Origin of the sequence: Helicobacter winghamensis ATCC BAA-430 (genome assembly GCF_028751035.1) — a bacterium.
In the GTDB taxonomy this organism is placed as follows: domain Bacteria; phylum Campylobacterota; class Campylobacteria; order Campylobacterales; family Helicobacteraceae; genus Helicobacter_D; species Helicobacter_D winghamensis.
On record NZ_CP063533.1, the window covers coordinates 1,550,260 to 1,574,938 of the forward strand.

21 protein-coding genes and 1 pseudogene are annotated in these 24,679 nt (G+C 37.0%); 17 read left to right on the forward strand and 5 right to left on the reverse strand.

Annotated features, from left to right (window positions below):
• Window positions 1–297, reverse strand: coding sequence for a hypothetical protein (locus IP358_RS07945; protein WP_006802962.1), 297 nt, complete (start codon window positions 295–297; stop codon window positions 1–3).
• 77 nt (window positions 298–374) lie between these two features.
• Between IP358_RS07945 and IP358_RS07950 the strand changes: the two genes are divergently transcribed.
• Window positions 375–1,637, forward strand: coding sequence for a homoserine dehydrogenase (locus tag IP358_RS07950; protein WP_006802961.1), 1,263 nt, complete (start codon window positions 375–377; stop codon window positions 1,635–1,637).
• Window positions 1,627–1,995 carry a YraN family protein gene (locus tag IP358_RS07955; protein ID WP_006802960.1) on the forward strand — a complete coding sequence of 123 codons (369 nt, stop codon included), beginning with the start codon at window positions 1,627–1,629 and terminating at the stop codon, window positions 1,993–1,995. The genes IP358_RS07950 and IP358_RS07955 overlap by 11 nt, the downstream gene beginning before the upstream one ends.
• Here IP358_RS07955 and IP358_RS07960 read toward each other — a convergent pair.
• A complete protein-coding gene (locus tag IP358_RS07960) occupies window positions 1,992–3,398 on the reverse strand; it encodes a TrkA C-terminal domain-containing protein (RefSeq protein WP_006802959.1) in 1,407 nt (468 codons plus the stop codon). The genes IP358_RS07955 and IP358_RS07960 overlap by 4 nt on opposite strands.
• A gap of 55 nt (window positions 3,399–3,453) precedes the next feature.
• Here IP358_RS07960 and tgt point away from each other — a divergent pair, with 55 nt between their 5' ends.
• Window positions 3,454–4,587 (forward strand): tRNA guanosine(34) transglycosylase Tgt, encoded by a 1,134-nt coding sequence (tgt, locus tag IP358_RS07965; RefSeq protein ID WP_006802958.1) that lies wholly within the window; start codon window positions 3,454–3,456, stop codon window positions 4,585–4,587.
• Window positions 4,588–4,611: 24 nt separating this feature from the next.
• Here tgt and IP358_RS07970 read toward each other — a convergent pair whose 3' ends face one another.
• Window positions 4,612–4,770 carry a YgaP family membrane protein gene (locus tag IP358_RS07970; protein ID WP_083781398.1) on the reverse strand — a complete coding sequence of 53 codons (159 nt, stop codon included), beginning with the start codon at window positions 4,768–4,770 and terminating at the stop codon, window positions 4,612–4,614.
• Between the two features lie 10 nt (window positions 4,771–4,780).
• Window positions 4,781–6,136 carry an NAD(P)/FAD-dependent oxidoreductase gene (locus tag IP358_RS07975; RefSeq protein WP_040498735.1) on the reverse strand — a complete coding sequence of 452 codons (1,356 nt, stop codon included), beginning with the start codon at window positions 6,134–6,136 and terminating at the stop codon, window positions 4,781–4,783.
• Between the two features lie 231 nt (window positions 6,137–6,367).
• Here IP358_RS07975 and IP358_RS07980 point away from each other — a divergent pair, with 231 nt between their 5' ends.
• The 14 genes and pseudogenes from IP358_RS07980 (at window position 6,368) to IP358_RS08045 (ending at window position 24,349) form a co-directional block, all read left to right on the forward strand.
• Window positions 6,368–7,909, forward strand: a complete 1,542-nt coding sequence (locus IP358_RS07980) for a YifB family Mg chelatase-like AAA ATPase (protein ID WP_006802956.1) — start codon at window positions 6,368–6,370, stop codon at window positions 7,907–7,909.
• Window positions 7,910–7,968: 59 nt separating this feature from the next.
• Entirely contained in the window at window positions 7,969–9,675 is a 1,707-nt protein-coding gene (locus tag IP358_RS07985; protein ID WP_006802955.1) for an ABC transporter ATP-binding protein/permease, read from the forward strand.
• Window positions 9,675–10,616: a glycosyltransferase family 2 protein gene (locus tag IP358_RS07990; protein ID WP_006802954.1), complete on the forward strand. Its 942-nt coding sequence runs from the start codon at window positions 9,675–9,677 to the stop codon at window positions 10,614–10,616. Before IP358_RS07985 ends, IP358_RS07990 begins: the two co-directional genes overlap by 1 nt.
• A gap of 2 nt (window positions 10,617–10,618) precedes the next feature.
• Window positions 10,619–11,767 carry a glycosyltransferase gene (locus IP358_RS07995; RefSeq protein WP_006802953.1) on the forward strand — a complete coding sequence of 383 codons (1,149 nt, stop codon included), beginning with the start codon at window positions 10,619–10,621 and terminating at the stop codon, window positions 11,765–11,767.
• Complete coding sequence (locus IP358_RS08000; RefSeq protein ID WP_006802952.1) at window positions 11,767–12,930, forward strand: glycosyltransferase; 1,164 nt, start codon at window positions 11,767–11,769, stop codon at window positions 12,928–12,930. The genes IP358_RS07995 and IP358_RS08000 overlap by 1 nt, the downstream gene beginning before the upstream one ends.
• A gap of 47 nt (window positions 12,931–12,977) precedes the next feature.
• Window positions 12,978–13,379: a CoA-binding protein gene (locus IP358_RS08005; protein ID WP_006802951.1), complete on the forward strand. Its 402-nt coding sequence runs from the start codon at window positions 12,978–12,980 to the stop codon at window positions 13,377–13,379.
• On the forward strand, window positions 13,376–14,578 hold the full coding sequence (gene ilvA, locus IP358_RS08010) for a threonine ammonia-lyase (protein ID WP_006802950.1): 1,203 nt from the start codon (window positions 13,376–13,378) through the stop codon (window positions 14,576–14,578). Before IP358_RS08005 ends, ilvA begins: the two co-directional genes overlap by 4 nt.
• 7 nt (window positions 14,579–14,585) lie before the next feature.
• The gene (locus IP358_RS08015; protein ID WP_006802949.1) at window positions 14,586–15,773 is read left to right on the forward strand and encodes a glycosyltransferase family 39 protein; all 1,188 of its coding nucleotides are present in this window, start codon (window positions 14,586–14,588) and stop codon (window positions 15,771–15,773) included.
• Window positions 15,770–16,444 carry a pilus assembly FimT family protein gene (locus IP358_RS08020; protein ID WP_006802948.1) on the forward strand — a complete coding sequence of 225 codons (675 nt, stop codon included), beginning with the start codon at window positions 15,770–15,772 and terminating at the stop codon, window positions 16,442–16,444. The genes IP358_RS08015 and IP358_RS08020 overlap by 4 nt, the downstream gene beginning before the upstream one ends.
• Window positions 16,445–16,457: 13 nt before the next feature.
• Window positions 16,458–17,288 (forward strand): 16S rRNA (adenine(1518)-N(6)/adenine(1519)-N(6))-dimethyltransferase RsmA, encoded by an 831-nt coding sequence (gene rsmA, locus IP358_RS08025; RefSeq protein ID WP_006802947.1) that lies wholly within the window; start codon window positions 16,458–16,460, stop codon window positions 17,286–17,288.
• A gap of 11 nt (window positions 17,289–17,299) precedes the next feature.
• Window positions 17,300–19,309, forward strand: a complete 2,010-nt coding sequence (locus IP358_RS08030; protein ID WP_006802946.1) for a ribonuclease J — start codon at window positions 17,300–17,302, stop codon at window positions 19,307–19,309.
• A 34-nt stretch (window positions 19,310–19,343) separates the two neighbouring features.
• Window positions 19,344–19,627, forward strand: a pseudogene (locus IP358_RS08705) (hypothetical protein); the annotation flags it as partial.
• Between the two features lie 365 nt (window positions 19,628–19,992).
• Window positions 19,993–22,677: an N-6 DNA methylase gene (locus tag IP358_RS08040; protein WP_006802945.1), complete on the forward strand. Its 2,685-nt coding sequence runs from the start codon at window positions 19,993–19,995 to the stop codon at window positions 22,675–22,677.
• A complete protein-coding gene (locus IP358_RS08045) occupies window positions 22,652–24,349 on the forward strand; it encodes a restriction endonuclease subunit S (RefSeq protein ID WP_083781397.1) in 1,698 nt (565 codons plus the stop codon). The genes IP358_RS08040 and IP358_RS08045 overlap by 26 nt, the downstream gene beginning before the upstream one ends.
• Before the next feature lie 32 nt (window positions 24,350–24,381).
• On the opposite strand, the gene IP358_RS08050 is transcribed toward IP358_RS08045, so the two are convergent.
• Window positions 24,382–24,621, reverse strand: a complete 240-nt coding sequence (locus IP358_RS08050; RefSeq protein WP_006802944.1) for a DUF2443 domain-containing protein — start codon at window positions 24,619–24,621, stop codon at window positions 24,382–24,384.
• Window positions 24,622–24,679 lie beyond the last annotated feature (58 nt).

Here is a 24,679-nt window from a genome sequence, read left to right on the forward strand (position 1 = left end):
TTAACTTCCATTTTCTAATTCAAAAAATGTATGCAGTCCAAAACGATGCAGACTATCATATAAATAAGGGCTAGTAATTAAAAAATGGAATTTAAAACCATCTTTTCGTGCAAGTTTTAGCAAATAGCCAAGAATATAGAAATTTATCTCTCTTGCTTGTGGAATTTTAAAATACACCTCTAATTCTCTGGCTTCTTTACGCTTTTCTAAAAGTGCTTTTAAGTCATTATAGTCGCTAATTTCTTTGATTTTTCCATGTAAAATATAAACATTTTCATCAATTTGTTCTATACGCAAAACTCACCTTTAAAGTAAATGGCGCATTTTAGCAAAAAACGCTATAATCTCGGCTTTAGTTTTCACAAAGGGTGTGTATGAAACAACTCTCATTAGGAATAATTGGCTTAGGCGTTGTTGGTAGCAGTGTTGCAAAAATTTTAAAAGAAAACCAAACCTTAATTGCAGCGCGCGCAGGCTGTGCAATCCACGTCAAAAAAGGTGCGGTAAAAGATCTTTCAAAAAGTCGTGAAATTTTTGATTTCCCAATCACTAATGATGTCAATGAAATCCTAGATGATCCTGAAATTGATATTGTAGTGGAGCTTACAGGTGGAGTGGAAGCTCCCTTTGAAATTGCAAAAAAAGCCCTAAGAAACTCTAAAGCTTTAGTTACCGCAAATAAAGCAATGCTAGCCTATCACCGCTACACACTCCAGCAAATTGCTGGGGATTTACCCATAGGCTTTGAAGCAAGTGTGGCAGGTGGAATCCCTATCATTAAAGCCTTGCGCGATGGCTTAGGAGCAAACCATATCTTAAATATTCGCGGAATCATTAATGGCACTTGCAATTACATCTTAACCAAAATGAAAGATTTTGGTGTAGAATTTGATGAAGTGCTAAAAGAAGCCCAAAAATTAGGCTATGCAGAAGCAGATCCAAGCTTTGATATAGGCGGTTTTGATGCAGCGCATAAGCTTTTAATTTTAGCAAGCATTGCCTATGGGATTGACGCACGCCCTAATGATATTTTAATTGAAGGAATCACACAAATCACGCAAGAGGACATTGCCTTTGCTAAAGAATTTGGTTACCATTTAAAACTTTTAGGCATTGCCAAAAAAGATGGGGATTTTATAGAATTACGCGTGCATCCTACTTTCTTGCCAAAAGATGCGCTATTAGGCAAGGTTGATGGCGTGATGAATGCCATTAGTGTTGTTGGTGATTATGTAGGAGAAACGCTATATTATGGGGCTGGTGCTGGGGGAGAAGCCACTGCTAGTGCCGTGATTTCTGATATTATTGAAATTGCTCGCACCAAAAGCTCCCCAATGCTAGGCTTTAAAACAACAAGTGGTGTATTAAAACTAAAGCCAATTGAAGCAATCACTAGCGCGTATTATTTGCGCATTTTGGTGCTTGATAAACCAGGTGTTTTAGCGCAAATTGCTAAAATTTTTGGTGAAGTTGGAATCTCTATTGACACATTTTTACAACGCAACGACAAGCACCACTCCACCTTGCTACTCTCCACGCACACTTGCACAGAAGCAGACATTAAATGTGCAATAGATCGTATAAGCACGCTTGAAGTTGTGAAAGCACCGCCTGCAATGATTCGCATTGAAAAATAAAAACACTGCAAACACCACACAAAAGGGTAAAGAAGCCGAAGACTTTGCTTGTGCGTTTTTAGAAAATGAAGGCTATTCCATAGAAGCACGCAATTTTAACACACGCTTTGGGGAGATCGATATTATCGCCAAAAAAGATGGAATCTTGCATTTTGTGGAAGTAAAAAGCGGAATAGGATTTGAACCAATTTATAATATAACTCCAACTAAAGTTCAAAAAATTATCAAAACCATAGAAATTTATCTAAAAGAATATCACCTAAACTTGCCCTATTGCCTAAGCGCATTGATTTTAAGCAAAACCGCTAAACAAGAAGTCTTTAGCGTGAGTTTTTTGGAAAATATCACACTTTTTTAAACAGAAATTGGCACAAAAAGTTGTGGAATTTTAATCAAATATGCACTTAGATTTTCTACATCGCGCATTGAAAAAATTGGATTCCGTTTAATTCCTACCTTTCTTAAAGGCAAGATTTGAAGCATATTTTGCTGATGATTAAGCCAAAGAATAGGATTTTGCGTGCTTGTATTGTCAATCTCTAACTTTTTGTTGAAGACTTTTGCAATATGTTTATAATAATCTAGTGCTTGTTCGTGATTTTCTTCATTGGGATCAAAATCATACAATAATATTTTCAAGCCTAACTGCGTAGAAAAATCAAAAACAACAGATGAAATTTTCTCTGCTTCTTCTGTAATTTTTGGAAGCACAACGGCACTATGTGTAAGATTATTCAATGTTTGCTCACCAAACTTTAAAAGCGGAATCCCTAAATCCAATAAATATCCACGATAACGCGTAAAACAATATTTCTCTAGCAAGATTAATCCAATATTTTTACTAACCTTGTCCTTTTCAATTAGTGCTTTTAAAGATGTTTTGTGATATTCAATTCTCCAGGAAATTTCCCCAGCATTTAAAAGCGGATGATTTTCAATTTTTTCAATTGTTGCAATATCCGTAGGATTTAAAAAACACACTTCTAAACGCTTGTTTTTAAAGTGCTTAAAAAGCCAGATTGTTTGCTGTAAATAACACTCCAAATCTTTAGAATACAGCAAGTCAAAATATAGCACAACATCGCGCCCAAAGGGAGTTGGGAACTGACCAGATTCTTCTTTGATGCGATGATAAATATCCCAAAGCGTATCAGGTTCTCCTACAAGCAAAAGTGCATCATTGGGCAAAATTGTAGTAGAATATTTTGGCAAAATCAAACCATTATTGCGATAAATTGCAACGATTTTCCACTTCTTTTGCTTAATCACTCCCACGCTTCTATACGCATAAGGGCTTCCAAAAGGCACGCTAACTTGCATAATCTCACCCTCTCCCAAACCAATGCTTTTGGCAGTTTTTGGCACATTTGGAAACTTTTCAAACAAGCGACTACTTAGCAAATGGGTTTCATTTAACATAAGCAGTTGCTTATCACTATGCTCTAGCGGGATCTCCCCTAGCATTGTGATTTGTAGCATTTTGCTATAAGCACGCAGTGTGTGATATACAGCCTCACAATCTTTTATATCATCTAACACCACATAACAATCCGTAATTTCTGGGGTTAGAATTTCTCTAAGTTTATTAGAAGCACTTGGATCAAAATTATAAGTTTGACTCTCTTGCGGGAGGTTTTTTGGTAAAAGGTTGGAATCTAAAGACACAAAAATATATGCATTTTTATCTAAATGTTTTAATGTGAGAGTTGTTAGGAATTCTTTTGCTACAATTCCGTTCAAAATTAAAAGCACTTTTCGCATATATTCCCTTAAACGCGCTAAAATTGAGCGGAAATGTAGCAAAAAAAGGTTGAAAATGGAATTTAATCTACAAAAAACTGACAATAATGCACGCGCTGGAATACTAAAGCTCGCACATGGAGAAGTGCCAACGCCTATTTTTATGCCCGTTGGCACACAAGCAAGTGTTAAAGCATTAGATTTTAATGACCTTTTAGCCCTTAATGCTCCCATAATTTTAGGCAACACTTACCATTTGTATTTACGCCCAAATGATGAGATTATAGCCACACTTGGAGGATTGCATAGCTTTACAAAATTCCCTAGAAACTTCCTAACAGATAGCGGCGGATTCCAAGCCTTTAGCCTAAATTCTAATGTCAAACACCAAGAAGATGGAATCCTTTTTAAAAGCCATATTGATGGTTCAAGACATTTTTTTTCCCCACAAAAAGTGCTAGATATTCAATACAACCTAAATAGCGATATCATGATGATTTTGGATGATTTAGTGGGCTTGCCAGCTAGTAAAGAGCGCATTTTAGAATCCATAAATCGCACAACGAAATGGGCAAAAGATGCAATTACTTATCACAACTTCAAAAAACAAGAAGCTATAGATTGTGGAAACCCTTTAACCAACAATATCTTTGCGATTGTGCAAGGCGGAACAGATAAAGAATTTAGAGAGGCAAGCGCTAGGGATCTGACAAGTCTTGGGGATTTTGATGGTTATGCAATCGGCGGACTTGCAGTAGGCGAACCAAACGCGGAAATGTATGCCACGCTTGATTTTACAACACCCCTTTTGCCAAAGGACAAACCCCGCTATTTAATGGGAGTTGGCACACCACAAGATATTGTAGAAGCAATTGCTAGGGGAGTGGATATGTTTGATTGTGTGATGCCTACGCGCAATGCTAGAAATGGCACGATTTTCACGCATTTTGGGAAGCTTGCGATTAAATCACCTCGCTATAAACTTGATACACAACCCTTAGATCCTAAATGCCATTGCTATACTTGCACAAATCACACGCGTGCGTATTTGCACCATTTATTCCGCGCAGGCGAGATGAGTTACTTCCGCCTTTCAAGCATTCATAATTTAGCCCATTATTTGAATCTTGTAAGAAATGCTAGAGAAGCAATTTTAAAAGGGGAGTTTATGCAGTTTTATAAGAAATTTTATGCAGAACTAGAAAGCTAAACCTGCGATAAATCGCAGATTTAGTTATTTTTTAAAGATTTTATAAAGTGGGCAGTATCCATAAACTGCGCTTAATAGCGGCAATAAAGAAATTAACCACCACCAGCTTTGGCACACAAAACCAAACATAAAATACAGCACCATTGCTAAAATCAAACGGATTGTTTTATCTAAATTACTCATTTTCTCTCCTTTATGCTTTTGCTTTTACCATTGCTTGCATAACCATAGGTTTCATTAAATACACTTTTACAAACCAATTCATCCAGCTCTCTCTTGTAGCCCCAAAGCAAGGCATACTAGGTGCTGTCCCTTCATAATCAAACTCAACCATAACCGCTTTTCCATAGCGTGTTAAAAGTGGGCAAGCTGTGTAACCACTAAACTTCGCTTCTAACGGCTTCCCTTCCAAATGTGCGATAAGATTTTCTGCAATTACAGGATATTGCTTGCGGATACTTGCGCCTGTTTTACCTTTTGGAATCCCAGCACAATCACCGATTGCAAAGATATTTGCAAACTTTTTATGCTGCAGTGTGTATTGATCCACATCCACCCAATTTCCAGCAGTGTGTCCCTTGGTAATCGCAAGCCCTGCTTCTGTAATGAAGTCTGCTGTTTTCATAGGCGGAATCACAAAAAGATAATCATAGGGCTTCTCAACGCGCTCTTTTGCCATTTTTTGCTCACCATTTTCTGTGTAAGGCATAAGTTTTTCAAAAATCGCCACATTGCGCGCAGTATCCACTTCTACAAGCATATGACGCATAGAATAAGGCATTTTGCGTTCAATAAAAAATTGCTCAATCATTTTTGCATGCACTGGGCTTGATAACATTCCAGAACCACCTGTAAATAATGCCATATCCACCTTTTGGCGTGTGCCTTTTGTGGTTGTTAAATCATCAAGCAAGAAGTTGATTTTTTTATTTGCACCACCACATTTAATTGGAGTGTTTGGCTCTGCAAAAATCACTTTTCCACCATCTTTTGCGATTTTTTTAAACATTTCTTGCGCCTTTACTGCGCCATCTGCTGTATAAATACTTGTAACATTTGTGGCAGGATCGTTAATAAACTCTTCGCTTAAGCCCTTGTATTTTTCAAACATATTAAATGTTCCTGTGCCAATAACAAGATAATCATAATTATGTGTTGTACCTGCTGTTGTTGTTAGTGTGTTGGCATCAGGATTAACAGAAGCGACATTTTCCTTAACCCAATTCACTTTGGAATTAATCAAATCTTCTTTTTTATATTCTGTATCCTTTTTATTATAAATGCCACCAGCAATTAGTGTAAATCCGGGTTGATAATACAAAATAGGATCCGCATCAAAAAGCGTAATTTTTGCATTTGGCAAATCATCAACTAATCTTGCAGAGAGTGAAATTCCTCCAAGCCCTGCACCAATAATTGCAATATTTGGTGCTTTGTCTGACTTTGCTTTTGCCTGTGTTGGCACGGCTAAACTTGCACCTCCTAGAGCAATACCCCCAACGCCCATTAACTTCAGCAAATCACGGCGATTTAACTTTTCTTGTTCCATAGATTTTACTCCTTTCATTCAAAACGCTGAAAATTATATCTCATTGCCTTAATGATATTTAAGTAACATTATCACATTTCCTGCTTTAAATGTTTAAAATAAATTAACTTAAAAGCAAAAAGTTACATTTATACACATAATTTTTCAAAATTATGTGTAATTTATTAAAAATAACTTATTCATTTAATAATATTGTTAGAATTAAGAATATTATTATTTTAAGGCTTAGGAATGCACACATTGTTTTGCGCCGCACAAGTTGGGATTGGCGCACAAGAAGTAGAAGTTGAAGTGAGTTTCACGCGCGCTTTGCCATCGTTTTCTATCACAGGACTTGCTGGCAATGCAATCCAAGAATCACGCCAAAGAGTGCAATCCTCACTCTTGGCAAATGGCTTTAAATTCCCACCCCTTAAAATCACGGTAAATCTCTCTCCATCAGACTTACCAAAACAAGGAAGTTTTTATGATTTGCCAATCGCGCTTCTAATTGCTTTATATAACACACTAGATTCTAATTTCTTAGAACCTAATTTACAAGATTCTAAAACACCGCCCAAGCTCTTTGCCTTTGGTGAGTTAGGACTTGATGGTCGCATTAAGGACGCACCAGCAATTTCTCCACTTTTACTATCCTTGCTTAGTGAGACAAAAGGACAAAATCATCTCTTTATTCTTCCAAAAAGCGCCAAAGAGTTTTACTCTAAGATTCCAAATTTAAAAGCCTATTATGCGGAATCCCTAAAAGAAGCCTTAGAGATTTTACAAAATCCTCCCCCCTTAGAGTCCTATGATTCCACCTTGCCCTTTGAAAATTTTACAATTCAAAAACAACGCTACTATTACACGCAAGATTTCCCCCTAGATTTTCACTCTATCATCGGACAAGAGCGTGCTAAACGCGCCGCACTAATTGCTGCTTGTGGATTCCATAATATCCTTTTTGAAGGGAGTGCTGGGAGCGGCAAGAGTATGATTGCTTCAAGAATTCCGTATGTTTTGCCCCCTTTAACCTTAAATGAAATGCTCCAACTTGCTGTAACTTCGCTTAAAATAACTCCCCACCGTCCCTTTAGAAATCCACACAACAGCGCGACAAAAGCAGCGATTTTAGGGAGTGCCGTAGGACAAAGTATAAAGCCCGGTGAAATAGGGCTTGCAAATTTGGGCGTGTTATTCTTTGATGAGCTTCCGCATTTTCCAAAAAGCATTTTAGAATCCCTAAGAGAGCCTTTACAAAACTACCATTTCACAATCTCACGCTCACAAGCAAAAATCACTTATCCTACCGATTTTATGTTTGTAGCAGCGATGAATCCTTGCCCTTGCGGGAATCTCTTAAGTCTTAACAAAGAATGCCGTTGTAATCAGAAAGAAATCAACGCCTATAAATCCAAAATTTCAGAACCCTTTTGGGATCGCTTAGATTTGTTTGTAACAATGCAAGAAAACGCGCATTTAGAATCTAAAACAACCGCGCATCGCATAGATTCTAAGACCTTGCAAAACCAAGTGCTAAATGCTTTTAGATTCCAAAAAGCGCGTAAGCAAAGTTGCTTTAATGCAAGGTTACAAGGCATAGAATTTGAACGCTTTTGCTCCCTTGAATACAACGAGCAAGAAGTCTTAGAAAAAGCAATCCAAAAATTTGGAATCTCAAAGCGTGGAAGTGATAAAATCTTACGCGTAGCAAGAAGTATCGCAGACTTAGAAGAAAGCACACAGATTCAAAAATCGCATTTGCTAGAAGCGCTAAGTTTTCGCCGCATTTAAAAAAATTCATATAAACTTTATCTTATAATGCGCCAAAAATTTAAGGCTTTATGAATTTTATGCTTTCTAAATTAAAATTTATTCTCTCAAACCACGATCGGCGTTATATTTATGGGCTTTTACTTCTGTCTTTGCTTGTGTCTTTAATAGAGCTTATAGGAATCTCCGCTATTGCACCTTTTATGGCTATAGCAAGCGATTTTACCTTGATTGAAAGCAAACCTTACTTTGCCTTTATTTACGAAATTTTTAGATTCCAAAATCCAAGAGATTTTGTAATTGCTTTTGGTGTGGCATTGCTTGTGTTTTATGTCTTTAGAAGCCTTATAAATCTGTTGTATCAGCATTTATTAGCTCGCTTTACCTTTGGGCGTTATTATCTCATTGTGGGGCGACTTTTTAGGAATTATTTGGGGCTAAATTATGAAGAGTTTATTACAAAAAATACAAGCTATTTAACAAAAACAATCACCACAGAAGCCCATAACTTCACTATTTTGCTAGCAGCGGCTTTGTTTATGACTTCAGAAGTTTTTGTGGTGCTTTTAATCTATGGCACGCTTTTGTTTGTGAATTTTAAAATCACTTTGGGTTTAACGCTTATGTTAGCACTTTTTGGATTCCTTATGGCACGCATTATCACCTTAAAAATTAAAAAGCAAGGGAGAGAGAAAGAAGCACATCAAAAAGGATTTTTTGAAACCTTAAGTTCAAGCTTTGGAAACTATAAAATCATCAAACTCCAAAGCGATGATAGCGCGATTATGCAAACCTTTTCAAGCTCCCTTTGGGGATACTCTCTGGCAAATATCAAAAACCAAACATTCTTCCACATTCCGCGCCTTTTGCTTGAAGCATTAGGTTTTTGTATGATGATTGCTGTGGTGCTGTATCTTTTTATCAAAGATTCTAGCAATGTTACAAGCTATCTTCCCTTGCTGTCAATGTATGTTTTAGCTCTTTATCGACTTTTGCCATCTATTAATCGCATTTTAGATTCCTATAATAAAATTATTTTTAACTTCCGCTCCCTTGAAATCATCTATCAAGATTTAAACGCAAAAATCAAGGATTTAGGCGATGAAAAGATAGATTTTAAAGAGCAAATTACCCTAGAAAAACTCTATTTTGGCTACCAAAATAAGCCTATTTTAAAAGATATTAACCTAAGCATTAAAAGAGGCGAAAAAGTCGCTTTTATCGGCGAATCTGGGAGTGGTAAAAGCACACTTGTTGATATAATCATCGGCTTATTAAGCCCAAAAGAAGGTAAAATCCTAGTAGATAGTACAGAAATTAACGCAAATAACCTTAAAAGCTGGCGTTCAAAAATCGGCTATATCCCACAAAATGTTTATCTCTTTGCTGGAAGTGTGGCAGAAAATGTCGCTTTTGGGCGTGATTTTGATGAAGAAAAAATCATTGCTGTGCTAAAGAGTGCAAACATTTATGACTTTTTAATGCAAAAAGAAGGACTTGATACACAAGTGGGCGATGGCGGAATCGCATTAAGCGGTGGTCAAAAACAACGCATTGCCATTGCGCGCGCACTTTATGGCGAACCTGAAGTTTTGGTGCTTGATGAAGCCACAAGCGCACTAGATTCCCAAGTGGAAGCTAAGATAATGGAGGAGATTTATAAGATTGCTACAAACAAAACGCTACTCATTATCGCGCACCGCCTAAGCACGATTGCAAATTGCGATTCCATTTATAAAATGCAAGATGGCTCTTTAACCTCTGTAAATTACAAGGATATTCTCTAATGCAAGCAACTCCTAAAGAATTTTCTCAACAATTCCCAAAAGTTAGCATTATCCTAACAACCTATAACAGAGAATATTTTTTCACAGAGTCCATTGAAAGCCTGTTAGAGCAAGATTATCCAAACCTAGAGATTATCATTAGCGATGATGGTTCAAGCGATAATACCTTTAACATCGCCTGTGAATACGCACAGGAAAATCCCCATATTAAAGTCGTGCAAAACGCCCATACTAAAGGTAGTGCAGGCAATCGCAACAATGGCTTAGACCACGCAAGCGGGGAGCTTGTGATGCTTTTAGATGATGATGATTTGCTTTTTAAAGAAGCCATTTCACAGATGATTAATGTGTATTTAAGCTTTGATCGCCACTATGGAATCATTATTGCAAACTGCACAAGAAGTGATGATGGATTTTTATCCGGGCAGGGCATTAGCGAGTCGCGCGAGATTAGCTTCCAAGAAGTTTTATGTGGAAAGTTAGATGGTGAGTTTTTGACACTTTTTGAACGCAAACTCTTAGGGCAAAGGCGATTTAATGAAAATTTACAGCGCGGGAATATGGGGCTTTTATGGTTAAAACTTCATAAAAACCGCCCCTGCTACTATCTCCACAAACCCTTAAAATTTTACAGAATCCACGCAGAATCCCTAACGCAAAACCTAAAATACAAGCCCTTAGAAATGGTTAAAAACTACGAGCAGGACATTTTGCTTTTTTATAGAGATCGCTTAAAATATTGCCCCGCTCATCTTGCTAAACTCTGTGCCACAGCGGCTTTGCTTTATCGGCAAGGGGGGAATCGCAAAAAAGCCTTCAAAAAAATCTTACAAAGCCTTGCAATCCGCCCAAATTTACTTGCAATCCAAGTGTTTTTCTGCCTATTTTTACCCATCTCTTGCTTGCCAAAACTAAAAATCCGCCAAAGAGTTGAGAAGTAAAGATGGAATCCAAAACACAAACAAAACCTTTTAAAATCCTTCTTGCAATCCGTTCGCTTGACTTTGGCGGAGCGGAGCGACAATGGGTGCTACTTGCAAAAGAACTTGCTAAAGATAAATCCATAGACTTACACCTTTGCACCATTTATGGTGGCGGAAAGCTAGAATTAGAAATCCAAGGTATTCCGCACACTTGCTTAAACAAAAAAGGGCATGGCGATTTTGGCTTTTTATTGCGCTATTACAAGCTTATTAAGGCATTTAATCCAAATTGTATTTACGCCTTTATGCCTGAGATGAATCTCTTTAGCCTAATTTGTGGAAAACTCTATAAAAAAGAGTGTAAAGTTGTTTTTGGATTCCGTTCTAGCGCAATTAATGTTAGCAAGCTTCCCTTTGCGTCCAAGCTGTATTTTTACGCGCAAAAATTCCTAAGCCCCTATGCAAATGCGATTATTTGCAATTCCCAAGATGCGATTAGTTTTTACAAAGACAAGGGGTATTTTATGGATAGGGCGTTTGTAGTGCATAATGGGATTGACACAGAACGCTTTTGTCCAAGTGATTCTAGCACGCTAAAACAAGAGCTTGGAATCGCACAAGATTGCTTTGTTTTTGGAATCTCTGCTAGAATGAATGCGGTTAAAGACTATCCCCTTTTTGCAAGTGCGGTAAAGGAATTTTTAGAGAATCTTAAGGATAAAAATAAAGTTGCTTTTATCTCTTTGGGCAAGACTAATCCAGAGATTATGGAGCATTGTAAGGCAATTTTAGCGCCCTACGCAATGGAATTTTTGGGAGCAAAAAACTCCATAGAGCGTTATTATCCGCTTTTTGATTGCATTGTTTCTACTTCTTATACAGAAAGTTTTTCAAACTCCATAGCCGAAGGAATGGCTTGTGGTTGCGTGCCAATTGTTAGTGATGTTGGCGAGAGCAAAATTATCGCAAACTTTAAGCAAGATTCCTATCAATTTTGCTTCAACCCAAAAGACACAAAAGGCGCGTTAGAGTGCTTTAAATCCCTTTATGTGCTTAAAAACTCCGCACAACTTCTTGCGCTAAAAAAACAAGCAAGGGAGCATATTATAAACGCCTTTAGCCCAAAACAAATGCTAGCAAAAACGCTAGAAGTTTTAAAAGGGCTTTAATGAAACAGCGCGTTAATATTCTTTTATATTCTTTAGGTGCAGGCGGAGCGGAGCGCATTACTTCCTTGCTTTTAGAGGCTTTACAAAAGGAATGCGAGCTTAAACTCATTTTGCTAGAAGATGTTTGTAACTACACAATCCCAAAAGCGATTCCAACAATCATCTTAGGAAGCAACAGCGCCAAAGAAAGCGGAATCCAAAAACTCATCAAAATCCCATTTTTAGCCCTCAAATACAAAAAATTGCTTAAAAATTGTGATGTTTCCCTATCATTAATGACACGCCCAAACTATATTAATATTCTAGCGGGCTTTTTTTGTGGCGTAAAAAAGCCTAAAATCCTAATCTCAGAGCGAAGCCACCCTAGCTTACAATATGGCTATAAGAATCTAAGCTCAAAAATCAATCGTTTTTTAATCAAAGCCCTTTATAACAAAGCTGATAAAATCAGCGCGAATTCTCCACAAAACTTGCAAGACTTAATCCAAAATTTCTGTGTAAATCCTAGCAAAGCCACACTTTTGTTAAACTTCTTTAACCTTGAAAAAATCATCACCCAAAGCAAAGAAAACTCTCCCCTGTCCCAAAAAATCCTAAAGCAAAAAGCTCAAGGCAAATTTATTTTTGTAAGCATAGGGCGTTTAGATAGTGGCAAAAACCATCGCCTATTAATTGACGCAATGCAAAATTTCAAAGACAAAGCTACACTTTTTATCCTAGGGAGCGGAGAGCTAGAAGCTACCTTAAAAGCGCAAATCTTAGAGCTTAACCTAGAATCTAGCGTATTTTTACTAGGACGCACTCCAAATCCTTATGCGCCTTTAAGCTTGGCAGATTGCTTTTTGTTTGGCTCAAACCACGAAGGATTCCCAAATGTTTTAGTAGAAGCCCTTGCATTAAAAATTCCTGTTATTTCCACAGATTGCGCGCCTAGAGAGATTTTAGAGCCTAAGGGGGAATTTTTGGATTCCAACTTACAATGCGAAATTGCAAAAGGTGGAATCCTAATTCCACTAAATGCTAAAAACGCACTATGTTTTGCTATGGATTTTATGCTAAAAACCCCGAACTTTTTTGACAAATCCACACTTTTCGCACAAGCACAACTTTTTAGCCAAGAAATACAAATTCCTAATTATAAAAAATGGATTTTAGAATCTTAAAAATTCTTTTTTGCTAGAATAAAAGAAATCCACACAAAAGGCTGCCGATGAAAAAAGTCTTAGAAAACTCTAAAAAAATCGCTATTTTAGGCTTATCCCCGGACGCACAAAAACCTAGCAACAAGGTCGCAAAATACTTGCAAGATAAAGGTTATAGCATTATTCCTATTTATCCAAAAGGTGGTAAGATTTTAGGAATTAAGGCTTACACAAGTTTGCAAGACGCTTTTAGCCAAGAAACAGACATTGATCTTTTAAATGTTTTTAGAAAAAGCGAAGCGCTCTTAGAAGTCGCACAAGAGGTTTTAAGTCTGCCCTATCTTCCAAAATGCGTATGGGTGCAACTAGGCTTAAACAATAAAGAAGCTAAAGAATTGCTAGAAAATGCTGGGATTACATATTTTGAAGATGCTTGCATTAAAATTGAACATCAAAGGATTTTTCAATGATTCCAATCTCTAAAATTATGGATGCAAAAGCGCAATTAAGTGGAATTATCCAACACACAAAGCTTGCCTTTGCTCCAAAACTTAGCCAACTTAGTGGTGCAAAAGTTTATCTCAAGCAAGAAAATCTCCAAAACACAGGCTCTTTTAAGCTCCGAGGTGCGTTTAATAAAATCGCTTCTTTAACTCAAGATGAACGCGCAAAAGGTGTAATTGCAGCAAGTGCGGGAAACCACGCACAAGGTGTTGCATACAGTGCGAAGTATTTTGGAATAAAAGGTGTTATTGTGATGCCAGAAGCTACACCATTGCTTAAGGTAATGGGCGTTAAAGAACTTGGTGCAGAAGCGATTTTAAAAGGAAATAATTATGATGAAGCCTATTCTTACGCACTAGAATATGCCAAAAAACACGCTTTGCAGTTTATTCACCCTTTTGCTGATGACGCGGTAATTGCTGGTCAAGGCACGGTTGCACTAGAAATGATTGAAGATCAAAGCCACTTGACTAGCATTGTTGTGCCAATAGGTGGCGGTGGATTAATCGCAGGCATTGCAGCAGCCTATAAGCAAATGCTTCCAAATGTGCGCATTATCGGTGTTGTAGCAGAAGGTGCGGCAGGAATGTATCATTCCTTTTATAAAAAGGAAATCCAAACAACCGCTTCTGTACGAACAATCGCCGATGGAATCGCTGTAAGAGATGTTAATCCTATAAATTTTTCTTACATTTTAGAATCTGTTGATGAGATTGTCAAAGTTGATGATGAAGAAATCGCAAATGCGATTTTATATCTTTTAGAAAATCAAAAGCTTGTTGTAGAAGGTGCTGGAGCAAGCGTTGTAGCTGCCCTTTTACACAATAAATTTAGCTTGAAACACAACGAATCTTTGGGGCTTGTTTTAAGCGGTGGAAACATTGATGTTACAATGCTTGGCAATATTATTGAAAAAGGTTTGGTGCGCTCACACCGAAAAATGCGCTTTTGTGTTACGCTTATTGATAAGCCCGGTAGCTTGCAAGGACTTAGCAATCTACTCTCACAACTTGGAGCAAATATTGTCAAAATTGACTTTGATAGAACTTCAACTTCCTTTGGCGATGCAAATGTAACAGTGAGTCTTGAAACAAAAGGCAAAGAACATCAAGACCATATTAAAGCGCAACTTCAAGCAAACAATTACGCCTTTGTGGAGATTTAATTAACAAATGGAATCGCAAATCCGCATTTATGCGTGGCTTGGCGCTATACTTCTTGCAAGTTTAGGCGCACTTGTATGGCTTTTAAACACACTAAGCCTTAGTTATGATGAAGCGCAAATTTTCTTTGGGATACCAGAATTTGCAAACTTTGCACACTTCTCTAGCAATTTAAGCACTAAAATTTTTGGGCAAAATGATTTTGCCTTACGCTTGCCTTTTTTACTCTTGCATTTTTGCAACACGCTTTTAATGTATGCTTTGTGTGCAAACTTTTTAAAGCGCAAAAGTGATGCGCTTTTTGCAACACTACTTTTTTGCTTACTTCCGGGAGTAAATGCCATTGCATTACTTGTATCAAATGCTGGAATTGTGGTATTTTTCACACTTTTACTTTGTATTATTGTGCAAAAATTAAATAAGATCCCATACTTCTTGCTCATAATGATAACTTTTATTAATGCAAGCTTTGCTCTTCTTTTTTTAGCCTTAATGTTTTATGCAATTTCTAAGAAAGATACAAAGCTTCTTTTTTCCTCTCTGCTACTTTTTGGGCTTAATATGTATCTTTTTGGACTTAATATCGGCGGACATCCAAGGGGCTATTTTTTAGATGCAAATGGGCATTTAATGCTGATTTTCTCCCCACTTTTATATCTGTATTTTCTCTACACTCTTTACCGCTATTTTAATGCCAAAACAAAGCCTTTAATATGGTATATCACCTTTTGTGCGTTAATGTTTATTTGGCTTTTATCCTTGCGCCAACGCGTGCAAATTGAACAATTTGCCCCCTTTTTGTTGCTTGGGATTCCACTTATGAGTAGCCTTTATCTCTCAGGGCTTAGGGTGCGATTACCGCAATTTCGCTCAAGGTATAGAATCCCATTTATTGCCACATTTATTGTGCTTCTAACAGGCTATGCCACGCTTTTTTTATCCAAACCTCTTTTCATTTTATTCCCAAACCCAAACGAACACTTCGCCTACCGCCACTTCATTGCAAAGGATTTAGCAAACGCACTCCATAAACAAGATATAAAATCCGTAAAAACTGATGAAGATTTACAACTTCGCTTACAATTTTATGGAATCAAAAAAGGCGGATCAACCTTGTATGACTCCCCAAAAAATGATGCCAAAAAGATTCCAATTTTTTACCGCGACAAAACCATCGCTACTTTTTATCTTAAATGAAATGCCACGCCTTTAGTCTTTTTGAAACACTTCTAACCCTAGCAATCCTTAGCATTTTTGCTACTTTAGGTTATTTTTGGATTCCATCTTCTAAGCTCCATCTAGCTCAAAACCAAATCCTAGAACATTTAAACTACACACGCTACCTTGCCCTAAATAACGCAAAGCACATTACCCAAAGTGCCTTTTGTCAAAGCGATAATTGCAAGCAAGAACGCACACGCTGGAATGAGAGCCTATGGAGAATGCAATTTTCCCCCCTGCAAGATATTGGCTATGCGTATTATATTTTTAGTGATTCTGCGCGATCTGTCCGCACAAAAAACTTTGATGACCGCCCACGCGATAGGCAAGAAATTGCTAGAGATTTGCTAGATAACAGATATTTAAATGTCTATAATAGCGATAATTCTAAATTTGCAAACCCTTTGAGAAATGGCAATTTAGCTATCACACAACGCTATGGAATCCAAAATGTGAAACTTAGTGGAGGTTGTGGAGAGGGCAATGAGGCTAGAATTTTGTTTGATGAAAAAGGATTTTTGCTCTGCAAAAAACCTTATGAAAAGCCCACAATTCCAAATGGAGTTGTGTTTTTAGAACTTTTTAATAAAAGTGGGGAGCGTGTGAAAATCTGTATTTCACCAAGTGGATTTATCCAAAAATGCTAATTCTTTAATAATTTTGTGTTACAATTTCAGAATTTTTAAGGATGCTGCCATAAAAACAAAACAAATTTTAGCAAAAAAACATTTTGGGCAAAACTTCTTAAACAATGAAAATATTTTAAATGCGATTATCCAATCCATTCCCAAAATAGAGAAAAACATTGAACTTATAGAAATTGGGGCTGGCTTAGGTGATCTAACAAATAAGCTACTAAGCTTAGGGAATATCACTGCTTATGAAGTCGATAAGGAACTTGTTCCTTATTTGCAAGAGCGTTTTAAAAGCGCATTAGAATTTGGGCATTTAAACCTTGAGATAGGTGATGTATTAGAGATTTGGAAGGGTGAGAGTTTGCGCAAACAAGCTTACTTTCTTGTGGCAAATTTACCCTATTATATTGCAACTTTACTTGTGATAAAAACCATCAAAGACCCCCTATCAACAGGCTGTGTCGTGATGACACAAAAAGAAGTTGCGCAAAAATTTTGCGCACAATGTGGAGAAAGTAACTTTAGCGCATTAAGCGTGTTAGCACAAAGTGTGGGAATGGCAACACTGCTCTTTGATGTGCCACCTACTGCCTTTGTGCCACAACCTAAGGTTATCTCATCGGTGTTTTTGCTCCAAAAAATAGCAAATCCACCTAGTTTTAAGGACTTAGAGCATTTAGAATCTTTACTTAAAGTTGCCTTTAGCGCACCTAGGAAAACAATTCTAAATAATCTAAGCAAAGCCTATCCAAAACAAGCTATTTTGGACGCTTTAGAATCCTTACAGATTGCCCCTAGCAAACGACCTCACGAGATTGATACCCAAGACTATCACCGACTTTTGAAAATTTTATAAAAGGCGGAAATATGGAAGAACAAACTAACCCAAACATACAACCAAACAAAGAAAATCGCGAACCAAACAAGCGTCGTTTCAGACCACGCAAAGACAGAATGGAATCACAAAAGACAGATTCCACAAAAGAAGGCGAAAGCGGGCAAAAGCCACAAAATCGTAACCGCTATAATCCGCGTTTCAAAAAAGATACAGATAAAAACAACACAAATACGCGTGAAAATCGCCCAAAGCAATACAATAAAAACTTTGCAAGCTCAACTACACAGGCTTCTAACCTTGAACTTAGAAAAGCCGTAGAGCTTAATGCAAAAATCCACGAAGACGCGCTTGCTCCGCACTCTAAGATTGAGTTTAACCCCAATGCAAAGGTGCGTATCACGCCAATTGGTGGCTTAGGGGAAATTGGCGGTAATATGACTATTATTGAAACACAAAACTCCGCAATCATCATTGATGCAGGAATGAGCTTCCCAGATGAGAGTATGCACGGCGTGGATATTTTAGTGCCAGATTTTAGCTATTTAGAAGTGATTAAAGATAAGATTGTGGGCATTATTATCACGCACGCCCACGAAGATCATATCGGTGCAATGCCCTATTTGTTTAAAAAATACCAATTCCCAATCTATGGCACAGCTTTGCCTCTAGGACTTATAGGCTCTAAATTTGATGAACACGGACTTAAAAAATTTCGCTCCCTATTCCGCGCAGTAGAAAAGCGCAAGCCTATGAGAATTGGCGAGTTTGAAATTGAATGGATTCACATCACACATTCTATTGTGGATTCTAGTGCTTTAGCGATTAAAACAGAAGCGGGGCTGATTTTCCACACAGGTGATTTTAAAATCGACCACACACCAATTGATGGCTATCCTACTGACTTAAATAGAATTGCGCATTATGGCGAACAAGGCGTTTTATTGCTTCTTAGTGATTCTACAAACTCTCATAAACCCGGTTACACTCCAAGTGAAGCAAGCGTTGGACCAGCTTTTGATTTACTTTTTTCACGCGCTAAGGGACGCGTAATTATGAGCACCTTTAGCTCTAATATTCACCGCGTGTATCAGGCGATCCAACACGGCATTAAATATAATCGCAAAGTCGCGGTTATTGGGCGTTCAATGGAAAAAAACCTAGAAATTGCTAGAACTTTAGGCTATATTGAGCTTCCACAAAATATTTTTATTGAAGCGCACGAAGTGGCAAAATATGGAGATGAAGAGGTGTTAATTGTTACCACAGGCTCACAAGGGGAAACAATGAGTGCTCTCTATCGTATGGCGACAGATGAACATCGCCACATTAAAATTAAACCAACTGATACCATAATCCTTTCAGCAAAAGCAATTCCGGGCAATGAAGGTTCTGTGTCTAACATTTTAAACTTCTTAAACAAAGCAGGGGCAAAAGTATATTACCAAGACTTTAGTGAAATTCACACAAGCGGACACGCCGCTCAAGAGGAGCAAAAGCTAATGCTTCGCCTTGTGAAGCCTAAATTTTTCTTGCCAGTTCACGGAGAATACAATCATATCTTAAAACACAAAGAAACAGCGGTTTCTTGTGGTGTTGATGAACGCAATATTTATCTAATGGAAGATGGCGATCAAATGGAAATTGCACATAACTTTTTACGCAAAGTAAGAAGTGTAAAAACAGGCAAAACTTATATCGACAATCAAGTCAATACTGCGATTGCCAATGATGTGATTTTAGAGCGACAAGACTTAGCAGAAAATGGAATCTTAATTATTTCTGTAGATTTTAACAAAGAGAAAAATTCTATAATTGGCAAACCACGCATCCAAACAATGGGAATTATTGCAAACAAAGAAACACAAGCTTTTAACAAAGAAATTGAAGAGTTTTTCACACTCTTTAGTAAAAATTGTAAAAAAGAGCTTTATAACAGCCAAAAAGCAATGGAAAATGAATTAAGAAATGCCCTAAGAAAACTAATGTTTAAAAAGACTAAAAAATACCCCACAATTTTCCCAATGGTAACACTCATTTAGCCTATACTTTTTAGGCTGTGGGGAAAGGTAAGTAATGATTACTAAAGAAAATCTAAAAGAAGTGCTAGAGATTCTAGGCTTTGAAGCTCTCTCTAGGGGGGGGGCAAAAAGCTAGAATCTAAAAGTATAGATTCTAAAAGTCAAAAATCTCAAAAGATAGAATCTAAAACAATAGAATCTAACAAGCTAGATTCTAAAAATACAAATATCTACACAAAGACCATAAACTCCTACATAATGCAAGTGGATTTTACAAACCAAAGGCTTATTTATCCACAAGGCATAAAGAAACACGACACCACGACTTCAAATTTTTCTCACCCTGAAAATTTTGTCGTGTTTGAATGTGTGCATAGATTATTAGAAAAAGGCTATAAAGCAGAATCTTTAGAGCTAGAGCCAAGATGGCGAGTAGGTGGAGAGCTAAAAGGCGGAAAAGCGGATATTTTAGTGCGTGATAACCAAAATGAAACTTATCTCATTATAGAATGCAAAACCGCAGGGGAAAATAGCAAAACTAAAAGCGAATTTGACAAAGAATACGCGCGAATGCAAATTGATGGCGGGCAGCTTTTTAGCTATTTTCAGCAAGAAAAAGCTACAAAATTCCTATGCCTTTACACCAGCGACCTAGAATCCACCCAAGAATCTAAAGCCATAACATACCAAAATACATCATCAATATGCAGGATAATGAAGAGTTCTTAGCGCAAAACAAAAAGCAAGGCTACAAAGACGCTAATTCCAATAAAGAAGTCTTCAAAGTATGGAGCGACATTTATGCCAAAGAAGTTGAAAAAAGCGGAATTTTTGAAGATGAAATTGCCATTTATAATATCACCAAGCTCAAGCCCAAGCTAGAAAATCTAAAGCCTATGAGCCAAAGCGAAATCCAAAAAAAGCGACACGAATGGGCGACAATTTTACGAGCAAATGCAGTGGGCGATAGGTCGTTAGCACTAAATGGGCTAATGAATCTTTTTCTTTGTAAAATCACCGATGAGCTAGAAAACACAAATGATTTGCAGTTTAGCTGGCGTGGCAATATGCAAGATTCTGCCTTTGATTTAGTCGATAGACTCCAAAAGCTCTACAAAACAGGAATGGAAAAATATTTAAAGCAAAAGATTACTTATGTTTCTAAAAATGATATTGACAAAGCTTTCGGTGCAAGTATTAAAGCCATAAGTCCTAGAAAAGCCATATACGAGATTTTTACGCGATTAAAATATTTTTCTAATGGCGATTTTAATTTTATAGAAGTCTATAACAAAGAGCTTTTTTATAAAAATTTTAAGATTCTTCTACCCATAGTGCTAAAGCTAGAGGACACCGCTTTCACAAAAAACGCAGATTCTAATATCTTAGGCGATTATTTTGAAAGCTATATCCACGATATGCCCCAGCAAGAGGGGCAGTATTTCACCCCTGTGCCATTAGTTAATTTCATTATCCACTCCCTGCCCGTGCTAAAAGATTCTAAAGTGCTAGATTTCTCTTGCGGGGCGGGGCATTTTCTCACCCAATACGCCGAAATCAACAAGCCCTATCAAAAAGCCAAATTCCTAGGTCAAGACAAAGACCCCCGCCTAGCCAAAATCGCCAAAATCGCCAAAATCGCCTCCTTTATGCACCAAACCAAGATGGAAATTCTAGCCAACGACTCACTTGAATGCGGCATAGAAGATTCTAGCTTTAATGTGCTTATTTCAAATCCCCCTTATTCCGTAGATGGCTTTTTAAATGTGCTAAGCGATGAGACAAGAAGATCCTATGAGCTTTTTAATGATAATCTTAATATAGAATCAAATGACACAATACAATGTTTTTTTATTGAAAAAGCAAGTAAAGCCCTGCAAAGCAATGGACTTTTATCCCTTGTCCTGCCAAATACCATATTAGAAAACGATAAAGGTATCCCACTTAATAAACCAACAAGAGAAATTTTATTACGCGATTTTTATATTATTGCTATCTGTGAGTTAGGTTCAGCAACATTTTTTAAAACAAATACCAGCCCAATCGTGCTTTTTGCCCTGCGTAAGCAGAAAAACACACGAGCGCAAACTACGCAAAATAACGATTATGAGGATTTTTGCGCCCACATTTTGCAAAATGACATAGCCTATTTGAAGGAAGATTCAAATACATTTTTACCACTCATACACTCCTATTGCGCCTTTAGAGCGTATGATAGAGATGAGTTTTTAGCCCTTTTAGAGCTAAATTTGCAAGAAGATTCTACACTCTATCAAAACGAGCTTTTTAAAGAATACACAAATGCCTACAATGCTTTAATCCAAAAAGAAAAAGACGAATACAATAAAAAAAGCACCAAACACAAAGCGGCAAATCCTTTCACCCCAAGCCAAAGTAAGCAAGAGTTTATAAGAGAGCTTGAAGCGCAGAAGTTTTTATACTTTTGCTACTCTTTAGATTCTACCCCGCTCATCATCAAAGCCCCAAGCGATACCAAAGAGCAAAAGAAATTTCTAGGCTATGCTTGGAGTAGCTCCAAAGGCAAAGAGGGCATACAATACATTACCACTTCAGGCATAAATGCTATAAGCGAAATTCTAACCCCTCTTTATAATCCTAAAAATCGTTTTGATAGCTCTAAAATTAGCTTTTACATTATGCAAGAATATTTAAATAAACTTGATGTAAAATCCTTAGACAATCACTTTCAAAAAGACATAACAAAAGAGCAAGAAGCTCAACAAGAATTAGAATCTTATATCAAACAAAAACGCCTTATTGATATGCTAGATTTTGATGAAGTGGATTTTAGGAAAAGAATCAAGCCAACACAAAAAGTCAAAATTATATCTTTGTGGAAAAGTGATATTGAGCAAATTGCACTTGCAGAATGTGGAGAATTTATAGGTGGTTTATGGACAGGCAAAAAACCTCCCTTTATAAAAGCAAAGGTCATTAGAAATACAAATTTTTCATTAAAAGGCACTTTAAAGCTAGATTCTGAATACCCAGAACTTGAAGTTGAAAAAAGTCAATTTGAAAAAAGAAAACTAGAATATGGCGACATCATCATAGAAAAATCAGGTGGAAGTAGCACTCAAGCAGTAGGCAGGGTTGTTATTTTTACCTTTCAAACAAATGAGCCTTATTCTTTTTCAAATTTTACAACAAGACTAAGAGTTACGCGAGATGATATTAATCCCTTTTTCTTGCATTTAGTATTGCATTATATCTATCAGCAAGGCATAACTTTTGCAATGCAAGGGGGAATGAGCGGTATAAGAAACTTGGATATGAATCTATACAAACGCTTAAAAATCCCAAAACCAGATATAAAAATCCAAACCCAAATCGTAGAAGAATGTGAAAAAAGTAGAAGAGCAGTATAACACCATAAGAATGAGCATAGAAAAATACCAAGAATTGATAAAAGCTATTTTAGTCAAATGTGGCATTGTAGATTCTAGTGAGGGGGGGGGCAGTAGAGACTTCATCGCTTCCTTGCTAGATTCTATACAAGAGCTAGAATCTAAGCTAGATTTTTTTGCAAATTTTGCGGTGGCAAAGCACGACTTTGCCACAATAAAAATCAATGAAAGTGCGAAGCACAACCTTGAAAGCGTTGTCGGGGTGGGGGATACACAAGGGGGAGGGAGCGACTTCGCAATTCAAGCCCCTCCCCCTTGTGAAAAAGAAAAAATAGAATCTAAATTAGACACTTCACGCTCAAAGCCCTTCAGTATGACAAATACAAGCGGCTTAAAAACCCTTTTAGATTCTATCCCCACCCCACCAAAACAAGGCTGGGAAGTAGAAAAAATAGGTAATGTTCTTTCTTTAGAGTATGGAAAAGCATTGCAAGAAAACAAGAGGATAAAAGGCGACTATCCTGTTATGGGTTCTAATGGTATAGTAGGCTATCACAATGAATATTTTGTAGAATCTCCTGCTATTATTGTGGGGCGTAAGGGTTCAGCTGGCAAAATAACTTATATTGAAAAAAATTGTTATCCCATTGATACAACATTCTATGTAAAAAGAAAAAAGCAATATAACCTGAAGCTACTTTATTTTGTTTTGCAAAATCTTAATTTGGAAAAAATGCAACTTGGCATAGGTGTCCCGGGCGTAAATCGTAATGATATTTATACTATCAAAATCCCACTCCCACCCATTGAAGCACAAGAAAAAATCGTAAGTGCTATTGATAGCGTAGAATCTCAAATCGCTTTGATAAATTCTAAACTTGAAATGTTAGAAAAAGCAAAAGCAGAGATTTTAGCTAACGCCTTGAATGCCAACAACGAGAGAGAGAGAGAGAGAGAACAGGCAGAGCTTAAAGAAATCTTAAGCGAGATAGAATCTCTCCTTTCACAAAGAAAGACCTTACAACGCTTCATTACAACAATCTTGAAAAAAGCCGGACTTACTCAAAGCCTAGAATCCTTGATAGATTCTCTCCCTACTCCACCAAAACAAGGCTGGGATACAATCAAGCTTAATAATAAAAAATACCTTACCCTTAATCCAAGCAAAAAAGAAATTGCAAATATTGATGAAAATACCATCATTTCTTTTGTGGAAATGGCAAGTGTGACAGATAAAGGCTATATCCAAAACAAAGTTGATAAGCCGCTAAAAGAGCTTAGAAAAGGGAGCTATACCTATTTTGCGGAAAATGATATTTTGATAGCTAAAATCACGCCTTGTATGGAAAATGGAAAATGTGCCATTGCAAAAAATCTTACAAATGGTTTAGGCATGGGAAGTAGTGAATTTCATATTTTTAGAACACATAAGGGGCTAAACAATAAATTTTTATTTGCTTGTCTTAATCAAGATTCTATAAGACAAGAAGCGGCGAAAAATATGACAGGCTCAAGCGGACACAGAAGAGTGCCAATAAGCTTTTATGAATCCTTGCAAATCCCACTCCCGCCCATTGAAGCACAAGAAAAAATTATATCCGCTATTGAAAATATAGAATCTACAATAAGCCTTTTAGATTCTAGCTTATCGCAACTAGATTCTAAAAAAGCAGAATTTTGCAGTATTTTTTAAAGACTTAGCTTCACGCGCATTTTAGATTTCATCTACCAAACCAGAACTTCCCTTTTGATTTTATTGAGCGCGTCAATTGCATCTTTTAGGCGTGAAACTTCATTATCAATTTGCTGGAGATTCCACGCGCCAAGTCCCTCTGGAATATCTTGCGCACCGCGTTTTATCATAATATAATCCACAAAAGAAATTTTTGCCATTCCTAAAAGCAGTTGAATCTCTGCTTGCGCCTCTTCAATCTCTCGCAAAATTCCATCAATGCGTTCAAACATTCCATATTCCTCCAAAACATTTTAAACGCATATTCTAGCATTTTTTACATTTTTTTCA

Excerpts from the sequence above, each read along its gene's own strand:
- IP358_RS08000 (WP_006802952.1), top strand. The coding sequence starts at position 11,767 with ATGAAACAGCGCGTTAATATTCTTTTATATTCTTTAGGTGCAGGCGGA.
- IP358_RS07990 (WP_006802954.1), top strand. The coding sequence starts at position 9,675 with ATGCAAGCAACTCCTAAAGAATTTTCTCAACAATTCCCAAAAGTTAGC.
- IP358_RS07970 (WP_083781398.1), bottom strand. The coding sequence starts at position 4,770 with ATGAGTAATTTAGATAAAACAATCCGTTTGATTTTAGCAATGGTGCTG.
- IP358_RS08040 (WP_006802945.1), top strand. The coding sequence starts at position 19,993 with ATGCAGGATAATGAAGAGTTCTTAGCGCAAAACAAAAAGCAAGGCTAC.
- tgt (WP_006802958.1), top strand. The coding sequence starts at position 3,454 with ATGGAATTTAATCTACAAAAAACTGACAATAATGCACGCGCTGGAATA.
- IP358_RS08030 (WP_006802946.1), top strand. The coding sequence starts at position 17,300 with ATGGAAGAACAAACTAACCCAAACATACAACCAAACAAAGAAAATCGC.
- IP358_RS07950 (WP_006802961.1), top strand. The coding sequence starts at position 375 with ATGAAACAACTCTCATTAGGAATAATTGGCTTAGGCGTTGTTGGTAGC.
- ilvA (WP_006802950.1), top strand. The coding sequence starts at position 13,376 with ATGATTCCAATCTCTAAAATTATGGATGCAAAAGCGCAATTAAGTGGA.
- IP358_RS07975 (WP_040498735.1), bottom strand. The coding sequence starts at position 6,136 with ATGGAACAAGAAAAGTTAAATCGCCGTGATTTGCTGAAGTTAATGGGC.
- IP358_RS07960 (WP_006802959.1), bottom strand. The coding sequence starts at position 3,398 with ATGCGAAAAGTGCTTTTAATTTTGAACGGAATTGTAGCAAAAGAATTC.
- IP358_RS08005 (WP_006802951.1), top strand. The coding sequence starts at position 12,978 with ATGAAAAAAGTCTTAGAAAACTCTAAAAAAATCGCTATTTTAGGCTTA.
- IP358_RS07995 (WP_006802953.1), top strand. The coding sequence starts at position 10,619 with ATGGAATCCAAAACACAAACAAAACCTTTTAAAATCCTTCTTGCAATC.
- IP358_RS07980 (WP_006802956.1), top strand. The coding sequence starts at position 6,368 with ATGCACACATTGTTTTGCGCCGCACAAGTTGGGATTGGCGCACAAGAA.
- IP358_RS08015 (WP_006802949.1), top strand. The coding sequence starts at position 14,586 with ATGGAATCGCAAATCCGCATTTATGCGTGGCTTGGCGCTATACTTCTT.
- IP358_RS08050 (WP_006802944.1), bottom strand. The coding sequence starts at position 24,621 with ATGTTTGAACGCATTGATGGAATTTTGCGAGAGATTGAAGAGGCGCAA.
- IP358_RS08020 (WP_006802948.1), top strand. The coding sequence starts at position 15,770 with ATGAAATGCCACGCCTTTAGTCTTTTTGAAACACTTCTAACCCTAGCA.
- IP358_RS07985 (WP_006802955.1), top strand. The coding sequence starts at position 7,969 with ATGCTTTCTAAATTAAAATTTATTCTCTCAAACCACGATCGGCGTTAT.